The organism is Actinoplanes hulinensis (assembly GCF_019429605.1).
Classification (GTDB): domain Bacteria; phylum Actinomycetota; class Actinomycetes; order Mycobacteriales; family Micromonosporaceae; genus Actinoplanes; species Actinoplanes campanulatus.
In genome coordinates this window covers 17,898-42,153 of the sequence record NZ_JAHXZI010000006.1, presented here as the reverse complement: position 1 = coordinate 42,153, position 24,256 = coordinate 17,898, and the positions used below count along the sequence as shown (strand labels likewise).

Below are 24,256 nucleotides of genomic sequence, written 5' to 3'. Positions count from 1 at the left end.
CCCCTTCCTCATCGTCGAGCGACGGGTGTGTGCTTCCCTCACTTTCGCTCCCCACGCCGATGATTGAAAGGGTGAGACAGGTCTCCGCCGTAGTTTCGGAGGAAATCTTTTCGGCCCGCTGACCGATTCGCGAACTCCGATACGCGAACGGCGCGCGAATGTGGAGATTCGCGCGCCGTAACGCTCATCTACGTGCAATACCCAGTGGGATATCGCACGACCAAGATCAGTGCTCCGCCCAGTCGCCCAGCGACCAGTCCCGGACCTCGGGCATGTCCTCCAGGTGCTCCACCACGTACTGCTCGTGCTTGGCCAGCTTCGCCTCGCACCACGCCTTCAGCTCGCTGGCGCCGGCCGGGAGCCGCTTCGCGTTGTTGATCGCGTCCATCACCAGGTGGTAGCGCGACGCCTTGTTCCGGACCGTCATGTCGAACGGCGTGGTGGTCGTGCCCTCCTCGATGAAGCCGCGCACCCGGAACCGGTCGGCGTCCGGCCGGCCGTGCACCAGCTGGTGGATGGCGCCCGGGTAGCCGTGGAAGGCGAACACCACGTCCACGTGGTCGGTGAACAGCTCACGGAACATGGTCTCGGCCATGCCGTGCGGGTGGTCCTTGGGCCGCGGCAGCGTCATCAGGTTGACCACGTTGACCACCCGGACCTTCATCTGCGGCAGCTTCTCCCTGAGGATCTGCGCCGCCGCCACGGTCTCCATGGTCACCACGTCGCCGGCGCAGGCCAGGACGATGTCCGGGTCGCGCTGGCCGTCGTCGTTGCCGGCCCACTCCCAGATCCCGGCGCCCCTGGTGCAGTGCTCGATCGCCTGGTCCATGGTCAGCCACTGGAGCTGCGGCTGCTTGTCGATGACGATCAGGTTCACGTACGACCGGGAGCGGAAGCAGTGGTCGGCCACCGAGAGCAGGGTGTTCGCGTCCGGCGGGAGGTACACCCGGGCCACGTCGCCACGCTGCTGGAGCACCACCTGGATCAGGCCGGGCCCCTGGTGCGAGAAGCCGTTGTGGTCGTTGCGCCACGCCGTCGAGGTGAGCAGGATGTTCAGACTGGGCACCTTGGCCCGCCACGGCAGGTGCGCCGCCTCCTGGAGCCACTTGCCGTGCTGGACCGTCTGCGACGCGCTGACCATGGCGAACGCCTCGTAGGTGGCGAACATGCCGTGCCGCCCGGTGAGGTTGTAGCCCTCCAGCCAGCCGTGGCAGTTGTGCTCGGACAGCACCTCCATGACCCGGCCGGTGTTGCTGATCTTGACGTCCTCGTCGTTGACCGACTCCATGAAGCCGCGGTCGGACACCTCGAACACCGCGCCCAGCCGGTTGCTGTTCGTCTCGTCCGGGCAGAACAGCCGGAACCGGTCCGGGTTGCGGGTGTAGATGTCACGCATCAGCTCACCCAGCTTGCGGGTCGACTCGGCGCGGCCCTGGGCCGGCACCTTCACGTCGATCGCGTAGTCCCGGAAGTCCGGCATGTCGAGGTCTCTGGTGAGCAGGCCGCCGTTGGCGTGCGGGGTGGCGCTCATCCGCAGTTCACCGGGCGGGTTCAGATCCATGATCTGGGCGACCGGCGCGCCGGTGGCGTCGAAGAGCTCCTCCGGCTTGTACGACCGCAGCCACTTCTCCAGTTCGGCCATGTGGGCGTCGTTGCCCTTGACGCCGGAGAGCGGAACCTGGTGCGAGCGCCACGTGCCGGTCACCTTGATGCCGTCGATCTTCTCCGGACCGGTCCAGCCCTTGGGCGTACGCATGATGATGAGGGGCCAGTTCGGCCGCGTGCCGTCCCACTGACCGCCGCGCGCCGCGGTCTGGATGCTCCTGATCTTGCCCCATGCCTCGGCCAGGACCGCCGCGAACCGGTGGTGCATGCCGGGCAGGTCCTCGCCCTCCACCTCGAGGACGTCGTAGCCGTGGCCCTCGAACAGCTTGCGCACCTCGGCCGGGTCCTTGCGGGCCAGCACCGTCGGTCCGGCGATCTTCGCGCCGTTGAGGTGCAGGATCGGCAGGACCGCGCCGTCGTGGGCCGGGTTCAGGAAGGAGACGCCCTTCCAGGAGCCCTCGAGCGGGCCGGTCTCCGCCTCGCCGTCGCCGACCACCGCGATGGCCAGCAGGTCCGGGTTGTCCATCACCGCGCCGAACGCGTGGACCAGCACGTAGCCCAGCTCGCCGCCCTCGTGGATGGAGCCCGGCGTGGTCACCGAGACGTGGCTCGGGATGCCGCCGGGGGAGGAGAACTGGCGGAACAGTTGCAGCATGCCGCCCTCGTCGAGGCCGACCTTCGGGTAGACCTCGGAGTAGGTGCCCTCCAGGTAGCCCGCGGCCACCAGGGCCGGGCCGCCGTGGCCGGGCCCGGCCAGGTAGATGGCCTGCTGCCCGGTCTGCTTGATGAGCCGGGAGACGTGGGCGTAGATGAGCGACAGGCCGGGGCTGGTCCCCCAGTGCCCGAGCAGGCGGGGCTTGATGTGTTCCGACGTGAGCTTCTCCCGCAGCAGCGGGTTGCCCTGGAGATAGATCTGCCCGACTGTCAGGTAGTTGTTCGCCCGCCACCAGGCGTCCAAGCTGGCGATCTCGGCGTCGTTCGGAGCCGCGAGCTTTTGCACGAGCTCCTGCTGGTCGAACGTGGCGGCCCGGTGATCCGAAACGGCGGTCACGATCATTCCTCTCGACAGAGTTTTTCGAGTTCCTGACTGGTCACGATCAACGTATCGGCGGCCCGGAGAACGGACACGGGCCTTAAGACCCTCCCGATCGGGACGTTACCCCCGCCGACCGCAGGTATGCCGTGGCCGGAACATGAAGCTCACGTTAAGCGGCAGGTGGCCGGCGCCACGGGCCCTTGGGGAAACTTCTACCAGGATCCGGCGGTCCGCAGCGGCGGCGCGGCGAAACAGGCTCACGTTGTCCAGGCTTCCCGGCCGCGGACCCGCCGGCATCACCCGTGCCGGACGATTCCGGCGGCGCGTGGCACAGTGGGGCCATGGCGAATCCGTCGGACGATCCGCACATCCACGTCGAGGCGGGCGCGCTGCGGTCCCGCGCCGCGGAGCGGAACATGCTGGCCGCCACGTTCGGCCTGGCCGCCGAGTTGCCGGCCGAGGTCCCGACGGCGTGCGGCCGCCGCGTGCCGTACGCGATGACGTCCACCCTGCCGGAGAGCGTCACCTGCCTGCCCTGCCGGGAGCACGCGGGCGAGAGGCACCGCCGGTTCGCCGACCAGGTCGAGACGATGGGCGCCGGCCCCGGCTCACCGTTCAGCGACCGGGACGCCGCCACCGCGGCCGCCGCCCACCGCGACATCGCCCGCCGCTTCACCTCCTGAGAGCAGGGGATGCGCACACTGACATTCGCGCTCGCCAGCGTCCGTCCCCGTCTCCGCCCACGGGATGACGGCGAAGTTCGAACCCGGGCATGACGCCGCCCTCCCGTCGGCCGTCCATGATGGATCGGTGGCCAAGTCGCTAAGTTACGCCGACGCCGCCCGGCTTCTCGGCGGCCAGGAGAGCAAGGTCGTCAATCTCCTCGATAAGGCCGCCGGCTGGCTCATGCTCGGCACGTCGCCGCTGGTCGAGGAGGTGCTGGCCTGGTTCGACGCGAAGGCCGAGCTGACCAGGCTCAGCCATCAGCTGGTCCGCGGGCTGTCCGAGCGCTGTTCCGGCCTGTCCCGCCACGGTCGCACCGAGCGGATCGAGGCCGCCCACACGGTCATCGTGGTCGCCGCCTTCTTCGAGGGCCTGTCCGGGGTGCGGCTGCCCGCCGCGCTGACCCGCGGCGAGCAGCTCGCACTGGGTGCCGGTGGCCCGGCCGTTCCCGGCGACTTCGTCACCCAGATCATGACGGCGGGGCGGCTGCTGCCGGGCCCGGAGCGCTCGCTCACCGAGTTCCGCCGGGATCTGCGGGGCTATTACCACGATCTGGCGGACGTTCTGGCCCGTTTCCTCGACGGTCTCGCCGTCACGGAGAGCCTGACCGCCACCGACCGCGCCCGGGTCTCCGACGCGCTGACCTCGGTCGCCCACTCGTCGGTCGCACGCTATGACGAGGCGCTGCTGCGGCTCAGCACCGAGTTCCCCGAGGTGGCCTACTGGGCGGCCCGGCAGGAGCAGCGGGCCGTCCACGCGGCCCTGACCGAGATGGGCCCGGTGCTGCTGGCGATCCACACCGGGCAGGCGCCGGACCAGCGACGGGCCGGGCTGGCCGCCGCCTACCGCGACGATCTGGACCGGCCGGTGGTCGAGACCGGTGACGTGCCGGAGGGCATCATCGTGCCCGCCCTCGGCGAGGCCTATCTGCCACCCCGGTTCCGGGCGCCCCACGACACCGGGTCCGCGCCGGTCAGCGACGACGACTGGTGGTCACGGTTCCCGGTGCGGGACGATCTGCGCGACTTCCTGATCGGCCACCTGACCTCGCCACGGGCCACTCGCGCCCCGCTGTTGATGCTCGGCCAGCCGGGTTCCGGCAAGTCGGTCTTCACCCGCGTGCTGGCGGCCGGCCTCCCTGCCAACGAGTTCCTGCCGATCCGTGTCGCGCTGCGGGACACCCCGTCGCTCGATCAGATTCAAGACCAGGTCGAGTACGCGATACGCGCCGCCACCGGGGAGCGGCTCGACTGGCCGGACCTGGTCCGTTCGGCCGGCGACGCCCTGCCCGTCGTCCTGCTCGACGGCTTCGACGAGCTGCTCCAGGCCACCGGCGTGAGCCAGACCGACTATCTGGAGCGGGTGGCCGCCTTCCAGCATCGGGAGGCCACCCAGGGTCGACCCGTCGCGGTCGTGGTGACCAGCCGGATCGCTGTGGCGAACCGGGCACGGACCCCGGCTCAGACGCTGGCGATCCGGCTGGAGCCGTTCGACGAGCGGCAGATCGCGACCTGGCTGGCTGTCTGGAACCGGGCGAACACGGCCGGTTTCGCCGCCCGCCGGCTCGCGCCGCTGGCCACCGACAGCGTGCTGGCCCACCCGCATCTCGCCGAGCAGCCGTTGCTGCTGCTCATGCTGGCCCTCTACGACGCCGACGGCAACGCCCTGCAGCGGGTCGGCGCGAACCTCCGGCAGGATCAGCTCTACGAGCGGCTGCTCCGCAGTTTCGCCACCCGCGAGGTGGTCAAACAGCGGCCCGGTCTGCCCGCCCGGGAGCTCGCTGCGGCCGTCGAGGAGGAGTTGCGGCGGCTCGCCGTGGTGGCGTTCGCGATGTTCAACCGGTCGGCGCTGTGGGTCAGCGAGGCCGATCTGGAGGCGGACCTGGCCGGTCTCCTCGGCCCGGCCCAGCAGATGCCGGGCGGCCTTCGCGCCGCGCTGCGCCCGGCCGAGCTGACCCTCGGACGGTTCTTCTTCGTCCACCGGGCGCGGGCCGGAGCCGCCATCAACGCCATCGAGACCTACGAGTTCCTGCACGCCACCTTCACCGAGTTCTTCGTGGCCCGGCTCACCTGGCAGGTGCTGCTCGACGTGGCGGCCCAGGCCTCGGCGTCCACCTCGCCGTTCGGGCCGGCGCCGGTCCATGACGATCTGCTGCGGGCGCTGCTGTCACACCAGCCGCTGAGCCGCCGGTCGACCATCATCGACTTTCTGAGCGAGACGGCCTGGGCGGAGACGAGCGCCGTCCGGGAGTCGCTGAAGGCGCTCCTGCTCCGGCTGTTCCACGTCCTGCCGCACAGCCCGCCGATCCAGCGCTACGCCGGGTATCGGCCGTCCGGCCACGGTGAGCCGTCGCGGTACGCCGCCTACAGCGCCAACCTTCTGCTGCTCCTGGCATGTGTGAGCGACCAGGTCCGCGCGAGCGAACTCTTCCCGGGACAGCCGGACATCATCGGCGATTGGAGCAGTCAGGCCCTGCTGTGGCAGTCGCAGCTCACCAGCGGAGGCTTCCGCGGCTTCATCGAGCGCCTGGCCGTCGAGCGGATCACCACACCGCAGGGCCGCGACATCCGGATAGGTCTCTACAGCGGTGTGTGGTCACCGTCATCGGTTCGGTTGTCGTGGAGTCTCGGCGGGCATCCGAGGGACCCCGCCCAGTCCTCCTGGCTGCGCACCGGCGCCTACCCCGAAGAGGAGGACCGCCGGCGGACTGTCAACTTCCTCTGCACCACGCTCGGTGACGTCAACGGTCATCTGTTGGACATGCTGACGATGTCCTCGTCCGTCTGGCATCTCAACAGCTTCATCGAACTCCCCGGTGCCGGCCTCCAGTCGCCGTCGAGCGCGATCCTGCGGCTGTGGACCGACCCGTCGGTCGAGGCCTACGAGCGATGCGTCGAGATCGCGACGCGGGAGGCGCCCGGGTGGGCGGAGTACCTCCGGATGAATTGTGCCGCGGTGGTTCTTGATCGGATGACAGCGAACGGACTGGAGCCGATCGTGGCGGCCGGGTTCCTGGAGCGGCTGCTGGAGGATTTCAGCGGCCCTCTGGCTTCCGGGTTCATCCGGTGCGGCCTGAGCCACCTGGGCAGGGACCGCGACGCGGATCTCCGCCTCGCCGGCATCCTGGGCTCGACGCTGCTCCGCTACCCCGTCATGCACGACGCCGTCACCGCCGCCGATGCCCTGGCCAGGCTGCATGAACTCGGGCTACCGGTGCCGGCCCTCCCGGACCTCGGCAAACCAGGGCAGTACGACACCCTTCTCAGCCTGATCGCCACCGAACGGCCCGACCTCGTTCAGCGGCTCGCGCCGCTGCGGCCACAGGGCTGATGACCGGCGCCGCCGGTGGGCGGCGCCGGTCATGGGGACGCGCTGTCAGCCCAGGGTGAGGGTGCAGCTGTCCTCGTCGGCGGCCAGGGAGGTGACCTGGTCGCCGATCTGGACCTGCCAGGGGAGGGCGTCGCCCATCCGGCCCACGACGATCTCCGGGCCGGACCGGGAGACCGTGAAGACCGTGTCGGCGCCGGTCGGGCCGGGGACCACCACCGCGGTGCGGCCCTCGGCCGGCTCGAAGAGCCGCAGCGTCACGCCGTCGCGGTAGTCGTAGTCGGGGCGGTCCCTGCGGGCGCCGACCGGGATGACCGCGCCCGGGCGGACCAGCAGCGGCGCGCTGTCGAAACCGTGGATCTCGCGCACCCAGCGGGGGCCCTCGACAACGTCGGCGTTGCCGGTCGACGGGACGTAGCGGGTCCACCTGCCCTCGGGGACGTAGTAGGACACCTCTCCCCCGGCCGAGAAGACCGGCGCGACCAGCAGGTCCGCGCCGAGCATGTACTGCCGGTCCAGGTAGGTGGCGGCCGGATCGGCGGGGAACGCGACAGGCATCGGGCGCATCACCGGCAGGCCGGTCAGGTGGGCTTCCCGGGCGGCGCCGTAGATGTACGGCATGAGCCGGTACTTGAGGTGGGTGAAGTGCCGCAGCACGTCCACCGACTCCTCGTCGAAGAGCCACGGCACCCGGTAGGAGGAGCTGCCGTGCAGCCGGCTGTGGGACGACAGCAGACCGAACGCGACCCACCGCTTGAACACGGCCGGGTCGGGCATGCCCTCGAAGCCGCCGATGTCGTGGCTCCAGAACCCGAAGCCGGACGACATGAGCGACAGGCCGCCGCGCAGGCTCTCCGCCATCGACTCGTACGTGCTGGAGTTGTCGCCACCCCAGTGGACCGGGAACTGCTGCCCGCCGACGGTCGCCGACCGCGCGAACAGCACGGCCTCGCCCTCGCCCTTCGTCTCCCGCAGCACCTGGAAGACGACCTCGTTGTAGAGCTGCGTGTAGTAGTTGTGCATCCGCTCCGGGTCGGACCCGTCGTGCCACACCACGTCGGTGGGCACCCGCTCGCCGAAGTCCGACTTGAAGGCGTCCACGCCCATCTCGACGAGGCCGCGCAGCTTTCCGGCGTACCACTCTCGGGCCTCGGGGTTGGTGAAGTCGACCAGGCCCATGCCGGCCTGCCACAGGTCGCACTGGAAGACGTCGCCGTTGGCCCGTTTGACCAGGTAGCCGTTGGCAGCGCCCTCGGCGAACAGCGGCGACCGCTGGGCGATGTACGGGTTGATCCACAGGCAGGTCTTGAGGCCCCGGTCGGCGAGGCGCTTGAGCATGCCCGGCGGGTCGGGGAAGACCCGCGGGTCCCACTCGAAGTCGCACCAGTTGAACTCGCGCATCCAGAAGCAGTCGAAGTGGAACACCGACAGCGGCAGGTCCCGGTCGGCCATCCCGCCGACGAACTTGTTGACCGTCTCCTCGTCGTAGTCGGTGGTGAACGAGGTGGTCAGCCAGAGGCCGAAGGACCAGGCCGGCGGCAGTGCGGGCCGGCCGGTCAGCGCCGTGTACTTGCGGATGATGTCGGCCGGGGTGGGGCCGTAGACGACCAGGTAGGACAGGCTCTGCCCGGCGACGCTGAACTGGGTGCGGGTGACCATCTCGGAGGCGACCTCGAAGGACACCTTGCCGGGGTGGTCGACCAGGATGCCGTACCCGCCGTTGGTGAGGTAGAACGGGACGTTCTTGTACGCCTGCTCGCTGCTGGTGCCGCCGTCCTCCTGCCAGATGTCGACGGTCTGGCCGTTCTTGATCAACGGTCCGAACCGCTCGCCGAGGCCGTAGACGACGTGCCCCACACCGAGGTCCAGCTGCTCGTGGATGTAGTCGCCGTCGGGGCCGGAGACGACGCCCATGCCCTTCCAGCCGCTGCCGGTGAGCCGCCGCCCGTCGGCCAGGAAGTCGAGTCCCCAGTTGTCGCCGTCGGAGAACCGTGCGGTCAGCGCGCCCGAGGTGAGCGACAGCCGATCCACCGACACATCGCCTGACGCCTCATCAATAGTGAAATTGGGGGTTCGGGAACGCTCTCCCGCGAAGTGCGACACCGTCACCCGGATGACGTCAGGGGCGGGTGCGGTGCAGTTGACGGTGATGAGGGCGGAGTTCAGCGTGTCACCGCGGTGATGGATCGGCCGGGTCGCCGCCCAGACGGTCAGCGAGTCCGGCGCGGTCGCCGTGTCCTGGAGATGGGCCGGGTGCAGGACGGTCAGCCCGCCACGCTTGCGCCAATAGCCATCGGTGAACTTCATGAAGATCCTTTACTTGATGGCGCCGGCGGCGATGCCGCGCGTGAGGGTCCGCTGGAAGATCAGGAAGAAGAGGATCGCCGGAAGGATGCCGATCAGGGCCGAGGCGCTCGTCGTGGTGGCGTCCATCATTCGGTCGCCCTGGAGGACGCCGAGGGCCACCGGGACGGTCTGGTTGTCGTTGGACACCAGGAAGATCAGCGGCAGGAAGAACTCGTTCCAGGTCCAGATGAAGAAGAAGGTGAACAGGACCGCGAGGGTCGGCCCGCTGACCGGGACCACCACCCGCCACAGGGTCCGCCACTTCCCGGCGCCGTCGACGGCGGCGGCGTCCAGCAGTTCCCGGGGGAACTCGGTGTAGACCGAGGTGAGCAGGTAGGTGCCGAAGGCGCTCTGGATGACCGTGAAGATGATGACGATCGCGATCAGGCTGTCGTAGAGGCCGGCCTCCTTGGAGATGTAGTACAGCGGGTAGACGAGCACCTCCTGCGGCAGCAGGTTGGCGACCAGGAAGAACACCAGGAACCAGACCCGGCCCCGCACCCGGCCGATGCCCAGCGCGTACGCGTTGAGGATCGACAGGACGACGCCGAACACCGACACGGCCAGCGCCGTGACGAAGCTGTTCCAGAGCTTCCGGCCGAAGTCCACCCGGTTCCAGAAGTCGACGATGCCGTCCCAGTACACGTCCGCCGGAACGGACAGTGGACCGTTGGCGGCGTAGTCGGCCGGGCTCTTGAACGCGTTGACCGCGACCGCGAGCATCGGCCCGACCATCAGCAGGAGCAGCACCAACAGCGCGGCCAGGACGACGAAGCGAACCGGGTTGCGGTGCTCGAGGGCTTCAGAGCCTCCGGCCTCGGGGGTACGGGTGGGAGCTTTCGCCGTGGCAAGGGTCATCGCAGCTCCTCCGACCGGTGCTGGAGTCGCAGGAACAGGAAGGCGAGAATCACGATCAGCACGGTCAGAACCGTGGAGATCGCCGAGCCGTAGCCGACCCGGGCCTTCTCGAAGTAGTTCTCGTAGGCGAAGTACGACGGCACCATGGTGCTGTTGGCCGGACCGCCCTTGGTGAGCACGAACACCTGCGCGAAGATCTTGAGCGCCGCGATCGTGGTGGTCACCAGCACGACGTAGAACTCGGGCCGGATCATGTGCACCGTGATCTTGCGGAACCGCTGCCACCAGGTCGCGCCGTCCAGGTCCGCGGCCTCGTAGAGCGACGGGTCGATCCGGGAGAGCCCGGACATGAACATGACGATCGGGTAGCCGAGCTGGAACCAGACCATCACCGCCATCACGCTGTAGAGCGCGTAGTCCTCGTCGCCGAGCCAGTTCTTCGCCAGGCCCTCCAGGCCCACCGCGTCGAGGATCTGGTTGAGCGCGCCGTAACCGGGATGCAGGATCCAGCTCCAGACGATGCCGGTGACCGCGACCGGCAGCACCTGCGGCAGGTAGTAGCCGGACCGGAACAGACCGGCCCACCGGTCGCCGAAGTGTTTGGCGACGTAGTCGAACAGGACCGCGGCCAGCACCAGCCCGAGCAGCGTCGGCACCACCGCCATCGCGATCACGAGCAGCGCGATGTTGCCGAACGACTGCCAGAACAGGGTGTCCTCGACGAGCCGGCTGTAGTTCTCGAGGCCGACCCACCGGGGGTCGCCGACACCGGTCCATTTCGTGAAGCTGTAGTAGACCGTCATCACCAGCGGCACGACGATCACGCCCAGCGAGGCCAGCACACCGGGAATCAGATAGACCGCGTATCCGCGGTTCTTGGCAACGCTACCGGCCATGCCGGGCCCCCTTTCCGCGGCGCGGGCGGTGTCGGCCGCCCACGCCGCGCCTAACGCAAGGTCATTTGCCGAGGTCGGCGAGGTTCTCGTTGTACGGCTTGGCGATCTCGCCGAGGAAGGCGTCCGGGGTCTTCGAGCCGTTGATCAGGCCCTGCACACCGGCGACCAGCACGTCGTAGTAGCCGGGGGCCGGCCAGTCCGGGTAGAAGGCGAGGCCGTCACCGGTCGAGATCTTGTTGAAGGTCTCGACGAGCTCCTTGTTCTTCGGGTCGGTGATCTGCGCCGGGTCGGCCGCGACCGGGACACCGCCGCTGTTGCCGAGCAGCGCCTGGACCTCGGGCGACATGGTGATGTCGATGAAGTCGTACGCCAGCGCCTTGGCCTTGCTCTTCTCCGGCACCACCCACAGGTTGCCGCTGGAGCCCGGGTGCAGGGTGTTACCCGGGAAGAGGAAGGTGCTCCACTCGAAGTCCTTGATGTCGCTGGCGAACCGGCCGTACCACCAGGAGCCGGAGATCAGGATCGGGAACTTGCCCTGCGTGAAGGAGACGCCCATGTCCTCGGCCTTGATGCCGGCCGAGTCCTTGCCGATGTAGCCCTTCGACACCCAGTCGGTGAAGGTCTGCGCGCCGTAGGTCAGCTGCGGGCCCTTGAAGTCGACCTTGTTCTTGTAGAGCTGGTAGTCGTCCACGAACGCCCGGTCGGACTTCGCCAGCGCGAGCTCGTAGAAGATCTGCTGGGCCGGGTACTCGGCGCCACCGACGGCCAGCGGGGTCACCTTGTTCGCCAGGAACGTGTCCATGACCTTGGTGAACTCGTCGAGGGTGGTGGGAACGGCCAGTTTGTACTGGTCGAACATCTTCTTGTTGTAGTAGACGGTGACGAACTCGCCGTAGTTGGGCACGCCGAAGGCCTTGCCGCTGCCCATGATGCCGTCTTCGTCGTACTTCGCCGTGGTCTGGAGGCTGGTGCTCAGCTTCTTGTCCCAGCCGCGCTTGGTGAACTCGTCCGAGATGTCGGTGAGCAGGCCCTGCTTGGAGAGCAGGCCGGCGGTCGCGTTGCCCTTGTTGTACTCCATGACGTCGGGCGCGCTGTCGGAGTTGAGGATCATCTGGGCGTTCTGCTGGATCTGCTCGAAGCCCTTCTCCTCGAACTTCACCTCGACGCCCGGATGGCTCGATTTGAACAGTTCGATCGCCTTGTTCCAGGCGACGCCCATGGCGCTGTCCGGCGCCTCGTAGTGCCAGAGGGTGAGGACCTTCGCGTCGGCGCCCTCCTCCGAACCGCCGTCGTCGCCACCGCACGCGGCGAGGCCGAGGGACGCTGCCAGCAACAATGCACCGGCCGCCAGGCCGGATCGTGATCGGAACATAGCCGTCCTCCCAGGGGGACTGATCAGGGAAGCGAAATTTCGTCGAAGCGCTTCGACGATGGGCTCTGAGCAGACGCTAGGGAACGAGCGCCATTCATGTCAACGGTGTGACGCGGAGATTTCGCTGCAGCTGTCCCGCTCGACCAGACTCGGTTCGAGCAGACGGGTGTACTCCACGCGACGACCGTCCAGCAGCCGCATCACGGTCTCCACGGCGAGCGTGCCGACGTCGTGGGCCGGGATGTCGATCGATGTCAGGTTGACCGGCATCGCCGTCGCCACGTCCCGCGGGCAGATCGCGACGATGGAGACGTCCTCCGGGACCCGGCGGCCGGTGGCGTGCAGCAGATCGAGCAGGGGCCGCAGCGCCTCCTCGTTGTGCACCACCAGCGCGGTCAGCCCGGCCAGTTCGGCGTCCAGGTCGGCCATGCAGGAGCGGACGCCCTCGGCGCCCGGCTCGCACGGGTGGGTCACGGTCTGCAGGCCCAGGTCGACCGAGGCCTCCAGGAAGCCGGTGAGGAAGCGGTCGGCGTACGTCGTCTGCCGCTTGTACACCGCCGGGGACGGGCCGACCAGGCCGATCCTGCGGTGGCCGTGCCCGGCCAGATGTGTAAGAGCCGCCCGGGCCGCGGCTCCGAAGTCGAGGTCCACGCAGGCGATGCCGGTGTGGTCGGCGGGCAGGCCGATCAGCACCGACGGCTGCTTGAGCCTGCGAAGCGCCGGGATACGCAGGTCGTCCCGTTCCAGGTCCATCAGTATCAACGCGTCGACCATGGTGCTGTGCGCGACGCGTTCCACCCCGGCGGTGCCCTCGTCCTTGGTCAGCAGCAGCACGTCGTGGTTGTACGAGCGGGCGGCCGTCACCACGGCGGTGGCGAACTGCATGATGACCGGCACGTTCACGTCCACGCGCAGCGGCGCCACCAGGGCGATCACGTTGGTCTTGCTGCTGGCCAGGGCGCGGGCCCCGGCGTGCGGGTGGAAGCCGAGCTCGGCGATCGCGGCCTGCACGCGGGCGCGGGTCTCGGCCGAGATCGGACGGCGGCCACTCAGCACGTACGACACCGTGCTGGGCGAGACCCCGGCCGCCTTGGCGACGTCGTTGATCGTCGGCATTGCGCCTCCCCAAGTCGCCACGGCTTCCCCTTCCGTCGATCCTAGGAGATCAGCGGGGGTGCACCCGGACGGGTACACCCCCGCCTGCCGTCAGTTGATGCTGAACGTCGCCAGCCGCAGTCCGGGACCGGGCACCAGATAGACATCCTGCCGGCCGGAGAAGCGGGCCAGCGCGGCCGTCACGGTCGCGTACGTGTAGACGCCGCCGGTGTCGGCCAGCGTCGCGGTGCCGAGCAGGCGGCCGGTGGGCGAGCCGAGGCGTACCTCGATCGTCCCGGCCCCGGAGGCGCGGGCCGTGAAGGTGGTTCCACCGCGCAGCGCGGCGTCCTCGAACGCGATCCAGTCGCCGGCGGCCGAGGCGCCGACCACGGTTCCGCTCGCCTTGCTCTCGTCGAGGAGCTTGATCCCGGCGTACGCGTCGAAGGTCTCCGCCCTGGTCGGAGCGGAGAGATCGCGGGCCGGGACGGTCTCGCCCTTGACGGCGAGTGTGGCGCGCTGCCGGATGTCGCCCGACGAGGAGCCGACCAGCACGTCGTGCACCGAGGTCTCGACCACCCAGCGCTGCCGGGTCTGGTCCCAGCGGGCCAGATCGGACGGCCTCAGGTCGAACGTGACGGTCTTCGACTGCCCCGCCGCGAGCGAGACCTTGCGGAAACCGCGGAGCTGCTTGTTCGCGGTCTCGTCCCGGGAGGTGCGCTGGTGGGTGTAGAGCTGGACCACCTCGTCACCGGCCCGCTTGCCGGCGTTCGTCACGGTGACGGAGACCTTTGTCCCGTTCACCGAAACTTTTCCATACTTGAAAACTGAATAGGAAAGGCCATGACCGAACGCGTAGAGCGGCTTCGCGTCGCTGTACAGGTAGGTCTGCTTGGTGGCGATGATGTCGTACCGGAGCAGGTCGTCCGGCAGCTGCGCGGTCGACGAGTACCAGGTCTGGGTCAGCTTGCCGGACGGGTTGACTTCGCCGTAGAGCACGTCGGCGACCGCGTGCCCGGTCTCCGCCCCGGCGTGCGTGGTCCACAGGATGCCGGGCACGTGCTGCTGCGCCCAGGTGACCGTCTGCGGGTAGCTGCTCTGGAGCACCACGACGGTCCGCGGGTTGGCCGCCCGGACCGCCTTGATCAGGGCCTCCTGGCGGGCGCCCAGGTCGGTGGAGACCCGGTCGTGCGCCTCACGGCCGGCCACGAACGGGTCGGTGCCGACCACGACCACCGCGGTCTGCGCCTTCTTCGCCTGCGCGGCGGCCTCGGCCACGCCGTCGACCAGCAGTTCCCTGGTGAACCTGGTGGCAGCGGAGGCGGCGCCCAGGGTCAGGTTGCCGTCAGCGCCCACGGTCACGTAGTCGGTGTCCGGGAACCACGGCTCCTGGGTCTCGTAGCCCGCGTAGCGCAGCACGACCGTACCGTCACCCTGGTCTTCGATCTTGAACTGTTGTTGCACGAACCAGCCGTTCGGCTCGTCGGAGTTCGCCACGAACGGGCCCCACGCGTAGGTGACCAGCTTGCCGTTGGCCACGTTGCGCAAGGTGGACACCCCGTCGCCCCAGTCCACGCTGTCGAACTGGGCGGCCGGGCCGGCCTCCGCCGCGGTGCCGATCACGGCGCCGTCCAGCGCGGCGACGTACCGGCCGGTGGCGGTGTCCTTGAGTGCGATCCGGTCGCTGCCGGTGCTGGTGGCCACCGACGAGGCGCGTTCGGTGACGCCGTCCAGGACGCTGACCCGGTACGGGAGCTGTCCCCCGTACCAGTCGCTGTAAAGTTTGTCGGCCGTCGGACCGACCACCGCGACCGAGCCGCCCGCCTTGAGCGGCAGGATGCCGTTGTTCTTGAGCAGCACCGACGCCTCGCCGGCGGTCTCCCGGGCGAGCGCGCGATGCGCCGGGCTGTCGATCACGGACGGCGTGATGCCGGCGTAGGGCCCGCCGTCCGGGTCGAACTCGCCGAGCCGGAAACGGATGCTCAGCGCGTTGCCGACCGAGGCGTCGATGTCGGACTCGGCGAGCAGGCCCTGGGCGAGCGCCTCCTTGATCGCGGTGACCGTGGGCGCCCCGTTCGCGTCGTTGACCGTGAAGCTGTCCAGCCCGGCCCTGACGGTGGCCGCGTTCGCCTCGGCCTGGGTCACGAAGTAGGCCTGCGAGCCGGTCAGGTTGGTCGGCGCCCACGCGTCACTGACGTTGAACAGCCGCTGGTCGCTCCAGTCGCGCAGCAACGTGCCGAGGTCCGGGTCGACGGTCGCCGGCCGGCCGTTGATCAGGTTGTATGAGGCCATCGCCCCGGTCGCGGCCCCGTTGCGCAGCGCGATCTCGAAGGGTTTCCGGTCGTACTCGTTGAGCACCCGCTGCGGCACGTTCGACGAGGTGCGGTCGCGCAGCGTCTCGTTGTTGTAGGCGGCGTAGTGCTTCAGCGTGGGAGCGACCTTGAGGTGGTCCGGGTCGTCGCCCTGGAGTCCCTCGCCGTACGCGGTGGCGATCGCGCCGGAGAGCAGCGGGTCCTCGGAGTAGCCCTCCTCGTTGCGGCCCCAGCGCGGGTCGCGCAGCAGGTTGACCACCGGCGCCCAGGCGTTCAGGCCCCAGACCACCGGGTCCCGCGCGTGGAAGCCGCGCAACTCGTCGCCGACCGCTTCGCCGACGCGGGTGATCAGCTCCGGGTCCCAGGTGCTGGCCAGGCCCACGGCCTGCGGGAACACGGTGGCCGTGGCGTCGATCTTGGCGGAGTTGTTGCGGTGGTCGTTGGACCAGGCGACCCCGTGCAGAGCCTCGGTGCCGGTCTTGAACAGTCCGATGCCGAGACGTGGGATGGCCGGCTGGTACTGGTGCAGCAGGGAGATCTTCTCGTCCAGGGTGAGCCGGCCGACCAGGTCGTCGACGCGGGTGGCGAGCGGCAGAGTGGGGTCGCGGAACGGATAGGCGGGGCCGGCGTGCGCCGCTCCCGGCGCCAGTGGCACGACCAGCAGAGCGGCGGCGAGCGCGGTGAGGCCGCGTCGGAAACGCATGGTGGTCTCCTTTTAAAGGCACGGCTGATAACCCGTCCACGGCGATATCCGATTTCTCAGGAATCGGTCGAAGCGCTTCGACGGGCGGTCGGATAAATGCGACGGTGTTTCCGGGGTACGGTGAGGTCACCATAGATCCCGGCTGATGCGGCGGGCAACCGCCGCCCGCGGCTTCAGCGGAAATCGGCCGGTAACACGAGGCAGAATGGGCGGCGTGCGACTCATCGTCATCGGCGGCGACGCGGCCGGCATGTCCGCCGCGTCCCAGGCCCGGCGCCGCCGCGGGCCGGACGACCTGGAGATCCTCGCCTTCGAGCGTGGTGACTACACATCGTATTCGGCGTGCGGGATCCCGTACTGGGTCGGCGGCCTCGTCGACGGCCCGCAAGCGCTGATCGCCCGCGATCCCGAGAGGTTCCGCCAGGACGGGATCGAGGTCCGCACCGGGCACGAGGTCACCGGTATCGACCTGGACAAACGCACCGTCACCGTGCGCGCCGGCGACCGCGTCTTCGACGAGGGGTTCGACCAGCTCGTCTACGCGGCCGGCGCCACCCCGGTCCGTCCACCGTGGGCCGACACCCCGGCCGGCGGGGTCTTCGGCGTACAGACGCTCGGTGACGGGGCCGCCCTGCGGGAGTGGCTCGCGCCCGGCCTCTCGACAGCGGTCGTCGTCGGCGGCGGCTACATCGGCGTAGAGATGGCCGAGGCCCTGGTCCGCCGCGGGCTCACCGTGACCCTGGTGGAGAAGGCGCCGCAGCCGATGTCCACGGTCGACCCGGACATGGGCGCGCTGGTCGCCGAAGCGGTGCGCGGGCTCGGCATCGACCTGCGTACGGGGGTGACGGTGAGCGCGCTGGAGACCGACGGCGACCGGGTCCGGGCCGTGGTCACCGACGCCGGGACCATTCCCGCCGACGTGGTCGTCCTCGGCCTCGGCGTGCGCCCGAACACCGCCCTCGCCGAGGCCGCCGGACTGCCCCTCGGCCCGACCGGCGGCCTCGTCACCGACCTGCGGCAACAGGTCGCCGACGGGATCTGGGCGGCCGGCGACTGCACCCAGGTCCTGCACCGGATCAGCGGCCGGCCCGCACACGTGCCGCTCGGCACGCACGCCAACAAGCAGGGCCGGGTGGCCGGCATCAACATCGGCGGCGGCTACGCGACGTTCCCCGGCGTCGTCGGCACCGCGATCACCAAGATCTGCGACCTCGAGGTGGCACGGACCGGCCTGTCCTCGCGGGAGGCCGACGCCGCCGGGTACAGCTACGTCACCGCCACCATCGAATCCACCAACCGGGCCGGCTACTTCCCCGGCGCCGTGCCGATGACCGTCAAGGTGCTCGCCGAACGCGGCACCGGCATGCTCCTCGGCGCCCAGATCGTCGGCCGGACCGAGGCCGCCAAACGCATCGACGCCTTCGCGGTCGCCGTCTGGAACCGGATGACCGTCACCGAGATGACCTCCCTCGACCTCGGTTACGCCCCGCCCTACGCCCCCGTCTGGGATCCCATTCTGATCGCCGCCCGCAAGGCTGAGCAGGCCTTGGAGGGCTAGCCCGGTCCCGGGCGAGGGGTGAGCTGGTGGGTGATCTCCTCCTCGGCGCCGGCCGTGGGCAGGTGCTTCGCGACCAGTTCCAGGGTCTCCATGATCAGCGCGTCGGCGGCCGGGACCGCGCTGGCCGGGGTGGCGGTCAGCACCGCCTCGAGCCGCGCCGGCAGGGCGGCCGGAGCCAGCGGCAGTCCCTCGGCGAGATCCCGCACCCACTTGAAGCCGAGGTGCGGGAACCACACCCGGTTCAGGCCGAGCAGCACCAGCAGCACGTTGCGGACGGTGTCCAGCCGGTCCTGGGCCAGCGGCAGCACGTCGCCGCGGGCCAGCAGCTTGCGGCGCTGCCAGGCGGACCGGAACTCCAGGTGGGCGCGGACCATGGCGAGCCCGAGCGCGTCCGGGTACACCTCGGTACGCGCCCGCCAGCCCGCGACCACACCGCTGTCGTGCAGGGCCACGCCGTACCGGATCAGGGCGATCAGGTCCTGTTTCGTCAGGTCCGGGTCGAACCGCTCGGTCACGTCGGCGACCCAGCCCTCGGCGCCCGCCACCGTACGGTGACTGACCTGGATCTCCACCCCGTCGAGCAGCACGTCCTCGGACCACTCGTCGTTGTCCGGGTCGTAGCCGTGGAAGGCGGTCAGCTCTCCCCCGGCGGCCGCGACCGCCGCCCGCCGGGACCCGTCGGCGGGTTCGCCGTCCCAGAACACCATCAGCTCGACGTCCGACCAGCGATCCGCCAGTCCGCGCGCCACCGAGCCGGTGAGCAGCACCGCCCGCACCCCGGAAAGACCCGGAAAGCCGGCGGCGAACCGCTCGCCGAGCCCACGCAGCCGGTGGTGATCGTCGATCATCGGGGGGTCAGTGCGGCGAGCACCGCGGGGGCGCCGTCACCGTCCCAGGCGCCGGTCAGGGTGGCGCCGGGCAGGCTCGCGCCGAGCCGCCGGGCCACGGTGAGCTCGTGCGTCGCCGACCGCACGGCCACCGGGTCGTCGCCGGTCACCTCGACGACGTCGCCGAAGGCCGGCGGTTCGGCGCCCGAGCCGCGCAGCGCCAGATCCGGTTCGCGGGAGACCCGCACGCCTCCGCTCTCCACCTCCTCGGGCGCCTCTCGGCCGGCGGCCCGGATCGTCTCGGCGAGCTGGGCCACGTAGACCGGGTCACCGACCGCGTCGTAGACCCAGCGGGTGCCGAGCACCGAGTGCTCGGTGGTGCCGATCAGGAACGCCTCGGCTCCGGCCAGCGGCGCACCCCGATAGGTGAGCGGAACGTGCAGCAGCGCACCCTCCCCGGCCCGGATGATCAAGGTCTCGATGCCGACCTGCCCGGCCGGGTCGTCGAACCTGGCCGCCGCGACCCGCGTCACCGCCCCGTCACCGCCCCAGGACCGGCCGGGCAGCCAGCGGGCGAGGAGTTCGAGTTTGGACGGAACGATCGTCGCCTTGTGCAGAAGAGCCATGCCAGGCAGCCTATGCCCCGCGAACACATCCGACGTCGAGGCCGCCGCCACCGAACAGCCCTGGGAGCCGGCCGGGTGTTCAGAACGCGACGTGGTGGCCGCGGCCGGTGGTGAGGGCCTGTTCGTAGAGGTGGCGGGCCACGATGACGTCCTCGATGGCCAGGCCCAGCGACTTGAAGACGGTGATCTCACCCGGGCGTGTCCGGCCCGGGACTCGGCCGGTGAGGATCTCGCCGAGTTCGCCGTGCACGTGACCGGGATCGATCAGTCCGGCCGCGGCCGCCCGCAGGTAGTCGCCCGACTCGTTGAGCAGCGACTCCCGGCGGTCGGCGACGAGGGTGGCGGCGGCGAGCAGGTGCGGGTCGAGCTCGGCGGCGGTGGGGATCGACGAGCCGACCGCGTTGACGTGCGCGCCCGGCGACACCCACTCGGCGAACAGCACCGGATCGGCCGACGTGGTGGCGGTGACGATGACGTCGGCGCCGGCGGCCGCGGCGGCGGGATCGGTGAACGGCACGGTGCCGGGCTCCGCCGCGGCGAGGCGTTCCGCGGCCGCCGGGGTGCGGCCGACGATGCGGATCTCGGTGAACGGGCGCAGCGGCCGGAGGGCGTGCAGGTGGGCGCGGGCCTGGACGCCGGTCCCGAAGACGGTGAGGACTCGGGCGGCCGGTCCGGCCAGCACGTCGGTGGCGAGTGCGGACACCGCGGCGGTGCGGATCTCGGTGACGGCCGAGGCGTTGACGACGGCGAGCGGTTCGCCGCTGTCCGGGTCGAAGAGGGTGACCACACCCTGGTGAGCGTCCTTGCCGGCGCGCGGGTTGCCGGGGAAGACGCAGACCGACTTCATGCCGAACGCCGGGCGCGGCCCGTGCAGGTGGGTGGTCATCAGGGCGATGAGCCCGTCCAGCTCGGGCGGGCGGACCACCGTGCGCAACGGCAGGAACACCTGCCCGCCGGCGAGCGCGACGAGGGCCTCACGCATCAGTTCCCGGCAGGCCGCGGGGGTGAGCAGGGCGTGCACGTCGGCGGCGGAGAGCACGAGCATGCCGCCCACCCTAGGCGGTCACCGCTGTCTCGCCGTTGAGACAGCGGTGACCGCCTAGGGTGGTTCCTACAGACCCATGTCCTTGGCGATGATCATCTTCATCACCTCGGACGTGCCACCGTAGATCCGGTTGACCCGGTTGTCGGCGTAGAGGCGGGCGATCGGGTACTCGTTGATGAAGCCGTAGCCGCCGTGCAGCTGGAGACACCGGTCGATGACCCGGTGCGCCACCTCGGTGCAGAACAGCTTCGCCGACGCCGCCTCGGCCGCGGTCAGCTCGCCCGCGTCGAGGGCCTCCAGGGCGCGGTCGGCGACGGCCTGCGCGGCGTCCACCTCGGCCTGGCAGGCGGCCAGCTCGAACTTGGTGTTCTGGAAGCTGGCGACCGCCTGCCCGAACACCTTGCGGTCCCGCACGTACTGGGTGGCGAACCGGACGGCGGCGGCGGCCTGCGCGTACGCCCCGTAGGCGATGCTGAGGCGCTCCTTCGGCAGGTTCTTGCCGAGGTAGTAGAAGCCCTTGTCCTCCTCGCCGAGCCGGTCCTCCACCGGCACCTTCACGTCGACGAACGCCAGCTCGCCGGTGTCGGAGGTGCGCAGGCCCAGCTTGTCGAGCTTGCGGCCGACCGAGTAGCCGGGCAGCGTGGTGTCGACGTTCAGCAGGGTGATGCCGTGGCGGCGGTCGTCCGGCTTGGGCGGGGAGGTCCGGGCGCAGACGATCACCCGGTCGGCGAGCACACCGCCGGTGATGAAGGTCTTCGCGCCGTTGAGGACATAGTGAGATCCATCGTCGGAGAGACGGGCCGTGGTGCTCATGCCGGCCAGGTCGCTGCCGGTGCCCGGCTCGGTCATGGCGAGCGCGTACATCGTGTCGCCGGAGACGAAGTCGGGCAGCCAGCGCCGCTTCTGCTCCTCGGTGCCGAGTTCCAGCAGGTACGGCAGGCCCAGCGCGACGTGTGCGCCGGCCGCACCGAACGAGACCCCGGCCCGCATCGTCTCCTCGGTCTGAACCGCGGCGAACTTGAAGCTGTCGATACCGGCGCCGCCGTACTCCTCCGGCACCTCGATGCCGAACAGGCCGAGCTCGGCCAGCTGCTTGTAGAAGTCCCGCGGCACCTGACCGTCGACGAACCACTGGTCGTAACGGGGCACTACCTCGGTCTCGACGAAGGCGCGCAGGGTCTGCCGGAACGCTTCGTGGTCCTCGTTGAAGACGGTTCGACGCATTGATGATCCTTCTTGCTAGAGACGGCGTCCGCCGTCGATGTAAATCGTCTGGCCGGTGACAAAGGATGCCGCGTCACTGGCCAGGAACGCGACCACCCGTGCCACGTCCTCCGGGCGCCCCACCCGGCGCAGCGGCGTGATCTCCGCTGCCTTCGCCCGCATATCGGCGGCCGAGACGCCGACCCGAGCGGCCGTGGCGTCGGTCATCTCGGTGACGATGAAACCGGGCGCCACCGCGTTGACGTTGATGTTGAACGGGCCGAGTTCCATGGCCAGCGTCCGGGTGAGGCCCTGGATGCCGGCCTTCGCGGCCGAGTAGTTGGCCTGGCCCCGGTTGCCGAGCGCGGACACGCTCGACGTGTTGACGATCTTTCCGGACCGCTTCGGGACCATGTGCCGCTGTGCCGCCCGGCTGCACAGGAACGCGCCGCGCAGGTGCACGTTCATCACGATGTCCCAGTCCGACACGGACATCTTGTGCAGCAGGTTGTCGCGGAGCACTCCGGCATTGTTCACCAGCACGTCCACCCCGCCCAGTTCGCCGGCGACCTTGTTGATCACGGCGTCCACCTGGGCCTCGTCGGAGACGTCGCACCCGAACGCGACGGCGGTGCCGCCGGACGAGCGGATCCGCTCGACGGTCTCGGCGCAGGCCTGCTCGTCGAGGTCGAGCACCGCGACGGCGGAGCCCTCGCGAGCGAACTGGATGGCGGTGGCCGCGCCGATGCCGCGCGCGGCTCCGGTGACGATGACTACCCGACTCATGTGGCGAATCCCCTGTCTCAGAACGCGCTGATCCCGGTCAGCGCACGGCCGATGAGCAGTTTCTGGATCTGGCTGGTGCCCTCGTAGAGGGTGGTGACGCGGGCGTCCCGCATGGCCTTGCCGACCGGGAACTCGTCGACGTAGCCATACCCTCCGAAGATCTGGATGGCCTGGTTGGCGGCCTTGACGGCGCTCTCGGTGGCGAACAGCTTGGCCATCGACGCCTCGGTCCGGAACGGCAGGCCCCGGTCGACCAGGCCGGCGGCGCGCCAGACGAGCAGGCGGGCGGCGTCGGTCTCGACCGCCATGTCGGCGATCATCTCCTGGACCAGCTGGTAGCCGCCGATCGGTTTGCCGAACTGGGTGCGGTCCTTCGCGTACGCGATCGAAGCCTCGAGACAGCCGCGGGCCAGGCCGACCGAGCCCGAGGCCACCGCGATCCGGCCCTTGTCCAGCGCGGTCATCGCGATCTTGAAACCGTCGCCCTCGGCGCCGAGACGGGCGTCGTCACCCACTCTGACCTCGTCGAGGCTGATCGACGCGGTCGCCTGGCCGCGCAGGCCGAGCTTGCCCTTGATCTCACTCCGGACGAATCCGTCTGCATCCGTCGGCACCAGGAAGGCCGTGATGCCCTTCGGGCCCGGCCCCCCGGTGCGCGCGAAGATCAACGCGACTCCGGCCCAGGTGCCGTTGGTGATGAAGATCTTCTCGCCGGAGATCACCCAGTCGTCGCCGTCGCGGACCGCCCTGGTGATCAGCGAGCCGGCGTCCGAGCCGGTGCCCGGCTCGGTGAGGCCGAAGCAGCCGAGCATCTCCCCCGAGCACAGGGCCGGCAGCCAGCGTGTCTTCTGCGCTTCCACGCCGTACGCCTGAATGCTCTTGGCGACCAGCCCGAGCGACACCGAGACGATGCCGCGCACCGAGGTGTCGCCGCGCCCGAGCTCCTCCATCATGAGGGCGTAGGTGAGGAAATCCCCACCCGAGCCGCCCAGCTCCTCGTCGATCCCGAGGCCGAGAAAGCCCAGGTCGGCGAGTTTGCCGACGATCTTCGTGTCGACCTGCTCGGCGCGGTCCCACTCTGCCGCGTGCGGCACGACCTCCCGGTCGACCCACTCGCGGGCGAGGTCACGGAACTGCTGCTGCTCCGCCGTCAGGCTGAGATCCACGGCGACTCCCTGGATTTACTGAACACTGTCAGGTTTCTCGGGCCATGCTAACTTAACACCGTTAGTTGAACCAAGCCCCTCGGGAGGACGCATGCCCCGGCCGACGACGCCACTGCTGAGCCAGGCCGGCATCCGCACCTCCACCCTGGAGATCATCGACCGGGAGGGGCTGGACGGGCTGAGCATGCGCAAGCTGGCGGCCGCCCTCGGGGTGAGCGCCCCCGCGCTGTACTTCCACTACCCCACCAAGGAGCAGCTGCTCGACGACGTGGCCAGCGAGATCATGGAGAAGGTCGACGTCACCGCCTTCACCCACGGCTGGCGGGAGGGCCTGCTCACCTGGGCCCGCTCCTACCGGGCGGCGCTCGCCGAGCACCCCAACATCGTCCCGTTCCTGGCCCGCGGCCCCGGCCAGCGTGACGCCTCCCTGCGCCGCGCCGACGCCATCCACGGCGGCCTGGTCGCCGCCGGCTGGCCGCCACGGGAGGCCACGATGATCGGCGCCTCCACGAAATACCTGGTCCTCGGCGCGGCGATGGGTTCCTTCTCCCGCGGGTTCGTCGATGACGTGCAGGTCTACCTGGATCGTTACCCGTCCCTCGGCGACGCCCACCGGCTGCGCGAGCACGCCGACGCGGTCGACCGGGACAGCTTCGAGTTCGCCCTGCTGATGTTCGTCGACGGCCTCGCCGCCCGCCTCGGCCGGCCACCCCTGTCTCAGCGCTGAGACAGGGGTGGCCGGCCGAAGGGGTTCACACTCGGCGCCGGCCCGCGG

Annotated in this window: 17 protein-coding genes; 4 read left to right on the top strand and 13 right to left on the bottom strand. The window is 69.9% G+C overall.

Annotated features, from left to right (window positions below; all coding sequences use genetic code 11):
• Positions 1-226 precede the first annotated feature (226 nt).
• A complete protein-coding gene (locus KZ829_RS12670) occupies positions 227-2,662 on the bottom strand; it encodes a phosphoketolase family protein (RefSeq protein WP_220144071.1) in 2,436 nt (811 codons plus the stop codon).
• Between the two features lie 320 nt (positions 2,663-2,982).
• Here KZ829_RS12670 and KZ829_RS12665 point away from each other — a divergent pair, with 320 nt between their 5' ends.
• The gene (locus tag KZ829_RS12665; protein WP_220144070.1) at positions 2,983-3,324 is read left to right on the top strand and encodes a hypothetical protein; all 342 of its coding nucleotides are present in this window, start codon (positions 2,983-2,985) and stop codon (positions 3,322-3,324) included.
• Between the two features lie 127 nt (positions 3,325-3,451).
• Positions 3,452-6,694: an NACHT N-terminal helical domain 7-containing protein gene (locus KZ829_RS12660; protein WP_220144069.1), complete on the top strand. Its 3,243-nt coding sequence runs from the start codon at positions 3,452-3,454 to the stop codon at positions 6,692-6,694.
• 45 nt (positions 6,695-6,739) lie between these two features.
• Here the strand turns inward: KZ829_RS12660 and yicI are convergent, their stop codons facing one another.
• The 6 genes from yicI to KZ829_RS12630 all read right to left on the bottom strand — a co-directional run bounded on the left by yicI (position 6,740) and on the right by KZ829_RS12630 (position 16,270).
• Positions 6,740-8,998 (bottom strand): alpha-xylosidase, encoded by a 2,259-nt coding sequence (yicI, locus tag KZ829_RS12655; RefSeq protein WP_220144068.1) that lies wholly within the window; start codon positions 8,996-8,998, stop codon positions 6,740-6,742.
• Positions 8,999-9,007: 9 nt separating this feature from the next.
• A complete protein-coding gene (locus tag KZ829_RS12650) occupies positions 9,008-9,895 on the bottom strand; it encodes a carbohydrate ABC transporter permease (protein ID WP_220144067.1) in 888 nt (295 codons plus the stop codon).
• On the bottom strand, positions 9,892-10,791 hold the full coding sequence (locus KZ829_RS12645) for a carbohydrate ABC transporter permease (RefSeq protein WP_220144066.1): 900 nt from the start codon (positions 10,789-10,791) through the stop codon (positions 9,892-9,894). Before KZ829_RS12645 ends, KZ829_RS12650 begins: the two co-directional genes overlap by 4 nt.
• 61 nt (positions 10,792-10,852) lie before the next feature.
• Positions 10,853-12,163 (bottom strand): extracellular solute-binding protein, encoded by a 1,311-nt coding sequence (locus tag KZ829_RS12640; RefSeq protein WP_220144065.1) that lies wholly within the window; start codon positions 12,161-12,163, stop codon positions 10,853-10,855.
• Positions 12,164-12,262: 99 nt separating this feature from the next.
• Positions 12,263-13,279: a LacI family DNA-binding transcriptional regulator gene (locus KZ829_RS12635; protein ID WP_220144064.1), complete on the bottom strand. Its 1,017-nt coding sequence runs from the start codon at positions 13,277-13,279 to the stop codon at positions 12,263-12,265.
• Positions 13,280-13,369: 90 nt separating this feature from the next.
• Complete coding sequence (locus tag KZ829_RS12630; protein WP_220144063.1) at positions 13,370-16,270, bottom strand: glycoside hydrolase family 3 protein; 2,901 nt, start codon at positions 16,268-16,270, stop codon at positions 13,370-13,372.
• Positions 16,271-16,484: 214 nt separating this feature from the next.
• On the opposite strand from KZ829_RS12630, the gene KZ829_RS12625 reads away from it, so the two are divergent.
• Entirely contained in the window at positions 16,485-17,828 is a 1,344-nt protein-coding gene (locus tag KZ829_RS12625) for an FAD-dependent oxidoreductase (protein WP_504739914.1), read from the top strand.
• Here KZ829_RS12625 and KZ829_RS12620 read toward each other — a convergent pair.
• From KZ829_RS12620 to KZ829_RS12595, 6 genes are all read right to left on the bottom strand, one after another.
• Positions 17,825-18,676, bottom strand: a complete 852-nt coding sequence (locus KZ829_RS12620) for a DUF4037 domain-containing protein (RefSeq protein ID WP_220144061.1) — start codon at positions 18,674-18,676, stop codon at positions 17,825-17,827. The two genes, KZ829_RS12625 and KZ829_RS12620, sit on opposite strands and share 4 nt — an antisense overlap.
• The gene (locus KZ829_RS12615; RefSeq protein ID WP_220144060.1) at positions 18,673-19,281 is read right to left on the bottom strand and encodes a CG0192-related protein; all 609 of its coding nucleotides are present in this window, start codon (positions 19,279-19,281) and stop codon (positions 18,673-18,675) included. The genes KZ829_RS12620 and KZ829_RS12615 overlap by 4 nt, the downstream gene beginning before the upstream one ends.
• A gap of 79 nt (positions 19,282-19,360) precedes the next feature.
• On the bottom strand, positions 19,361-20,326 hold the full coding sequence (locus KZ829_RS12610) for an ornithine cyclodeaminase family protein (protein ID WP_220144059.1): 966 nt from the start codon (positions 20,324-20,326) through the stop codon (positions 19,361-19,363).
• A 66-nt stretch (positions 20,327-20,392) separates the two neighbouring features.
• Positions 20,393-21,550, bottom strand: a complete 1,158-nt coding sequence (locus KZ829_RS12605) for an acyl-CoA dehydrogenase family protein (RefSeq protein WP_220144058.1) — start codon at positions 21,548-21,550, stop codon at positions 20,393-20,395.
• 15 nt (positions 21,551-21,565) lie between these two features.
• The gene (fabG, locus tag KZ829_RS12600) at positions 21,566-22,315 is read right to left on the bottom strand and encodes a 3-oxoacyl-ACP reductase FabG (protein WP_220144057.1); all 750 of its coding nucleotides are present in this window, start codon (positions 22,313-22,315) and stop codon (positions 21,566-21,568) included.
• A 17-nt stretch (positions 22,316-22,332) separates the two neighbouring features.
• Entirely contained in the window at positions 22,333-23,481 is a 1,149-nt protein-coding gene (locus tag KZ829_RS12595) for an acyl-CoA dehydrogenase family protein (protein WP_220144056.1), read from the bottom strand.
• Between the two features lie 91 nt (positions 23,482-23,572).
• Here KZ829_RS12595 and KZ829_RS12590 point away from each other — a divergent pair, with 91 nt between their 5' ends.
• Positions 23,573-24,208 (top strand): TetR/AcrR family transcriptional regulator, encoded by a 636-nt coding sequence (locus KZ829_RS12590; protein ID WP_220144055.1) that lies wholly within the window; start codon positions 23,573-23,575, stop codon positions 24,206-24,208.
• The last annotated feature ends 48 nt before the right edge of the window (positions 24,209-24,256 follow it).

Excerpts from the sequence above, each read along its gene's own strand:
- KZ829_RS12670 (WP_220144071.1), bottom strand. The coding sequence starts at position 2,662 with ATGATCGTGACCGCCGTTTCGGATCACCGGGCCGCCACGTTCGACCAG.
- KZ829_RS12665 (WP_220144070.1), top strand. The coding sequence starts at position 2,983 with ATGGCGAATCCGTCGGACGATCCGCACATCCACGTCGAGGCGGGCGCG.
- yicI (WP_220144068.1), bottom strand. The coding sequence starts at position 8,998 with ATGAAGTTCACCGATGGCTATTGGCGCAAGCGTGGCGGGCTGACCGTC.
- KZ829_RS12650 (WP_220144067.1), bottom strand. The coding sequence starts at position 9,895 with ATGACCCTTGCCACGGCGAAAGCTCCCACCCGTACCCCCGAGGCCGGA.
- KZ829_RS12645 (WP_220144066.1), bottom strand. The coding sequence starts at position 10,791 with ATGGCCGGTAGCGTTGCCAAGAACCGCGGATACGCGGTCTATCTGATT.
- KZ829_RS12640 (WP_220144065.1), bottom strand. The coding sequence starts at position 12,163 with ATGTTCCGATCACGATCCGGCCTGGCGGCCGGTGCATTGTTGCTGGCA.
- KZ829_RS12635 (WP_220144064.1), bottom strand. The coding sequence starts at position 13,279 with ATGCCGACGATCAACGACGTCGCCAAGGCGGCCGGGGTCTCGCCCAGC.
- KZ829_RS12630 (WP_220144063.1), bottom strand. The coding sequence starts at position 16,270 with ATGCGTTTCCGACGCGGCCTCACCGCGCTCGCCGCCGCTCTGCTGGTC.
- KZ829_RS12620 (WP_220144061.1), bottom strand. The coding sequence starts at position 18,676 with ATGATCGACGATCACCACCGGCTGCGTGGGCTCGGCGAGCGGTTCGCC.
- KZ829_RS12615 (WP_220144060.1), bottom strand. The coding sequence starts at position 19,281 with ATGGCTCTTCTGCACAAGGCGACGATCGTTCCGTCCAAACTCGAACTC.
- KZ829_RS12610 (WP_220144059.1), bottom strand. The coding sequence starts at position 20,326 with ATGCTCGTGCTCTCCGCCGCCGACGTGCACGCCCTGCTCACCCCCGCG.
- KZ829_RS12605 (WP_220144058.1), bottom strand. The coding sequence starts at position 21,550 with ATGCGTCGAACCGTCTTCAACGAGGACCACGAAGCGTTCCGGCAGACC.
- fabG (WP_220144057.1), bottom strand. The coding sequence starts at position 22,315 with ATGAGTCGGGTAGTCATCGTCACCGGAGCCGCGCGCGGCATCGGCGCG.
- KZ829_RS12590 (WP_220144055.1), top strand. The coding sequence starts at position 23,573 with ATGCCCCGGCCGACGACGCCACTGCTGAGCCAGGCCGGCATCCGCACC.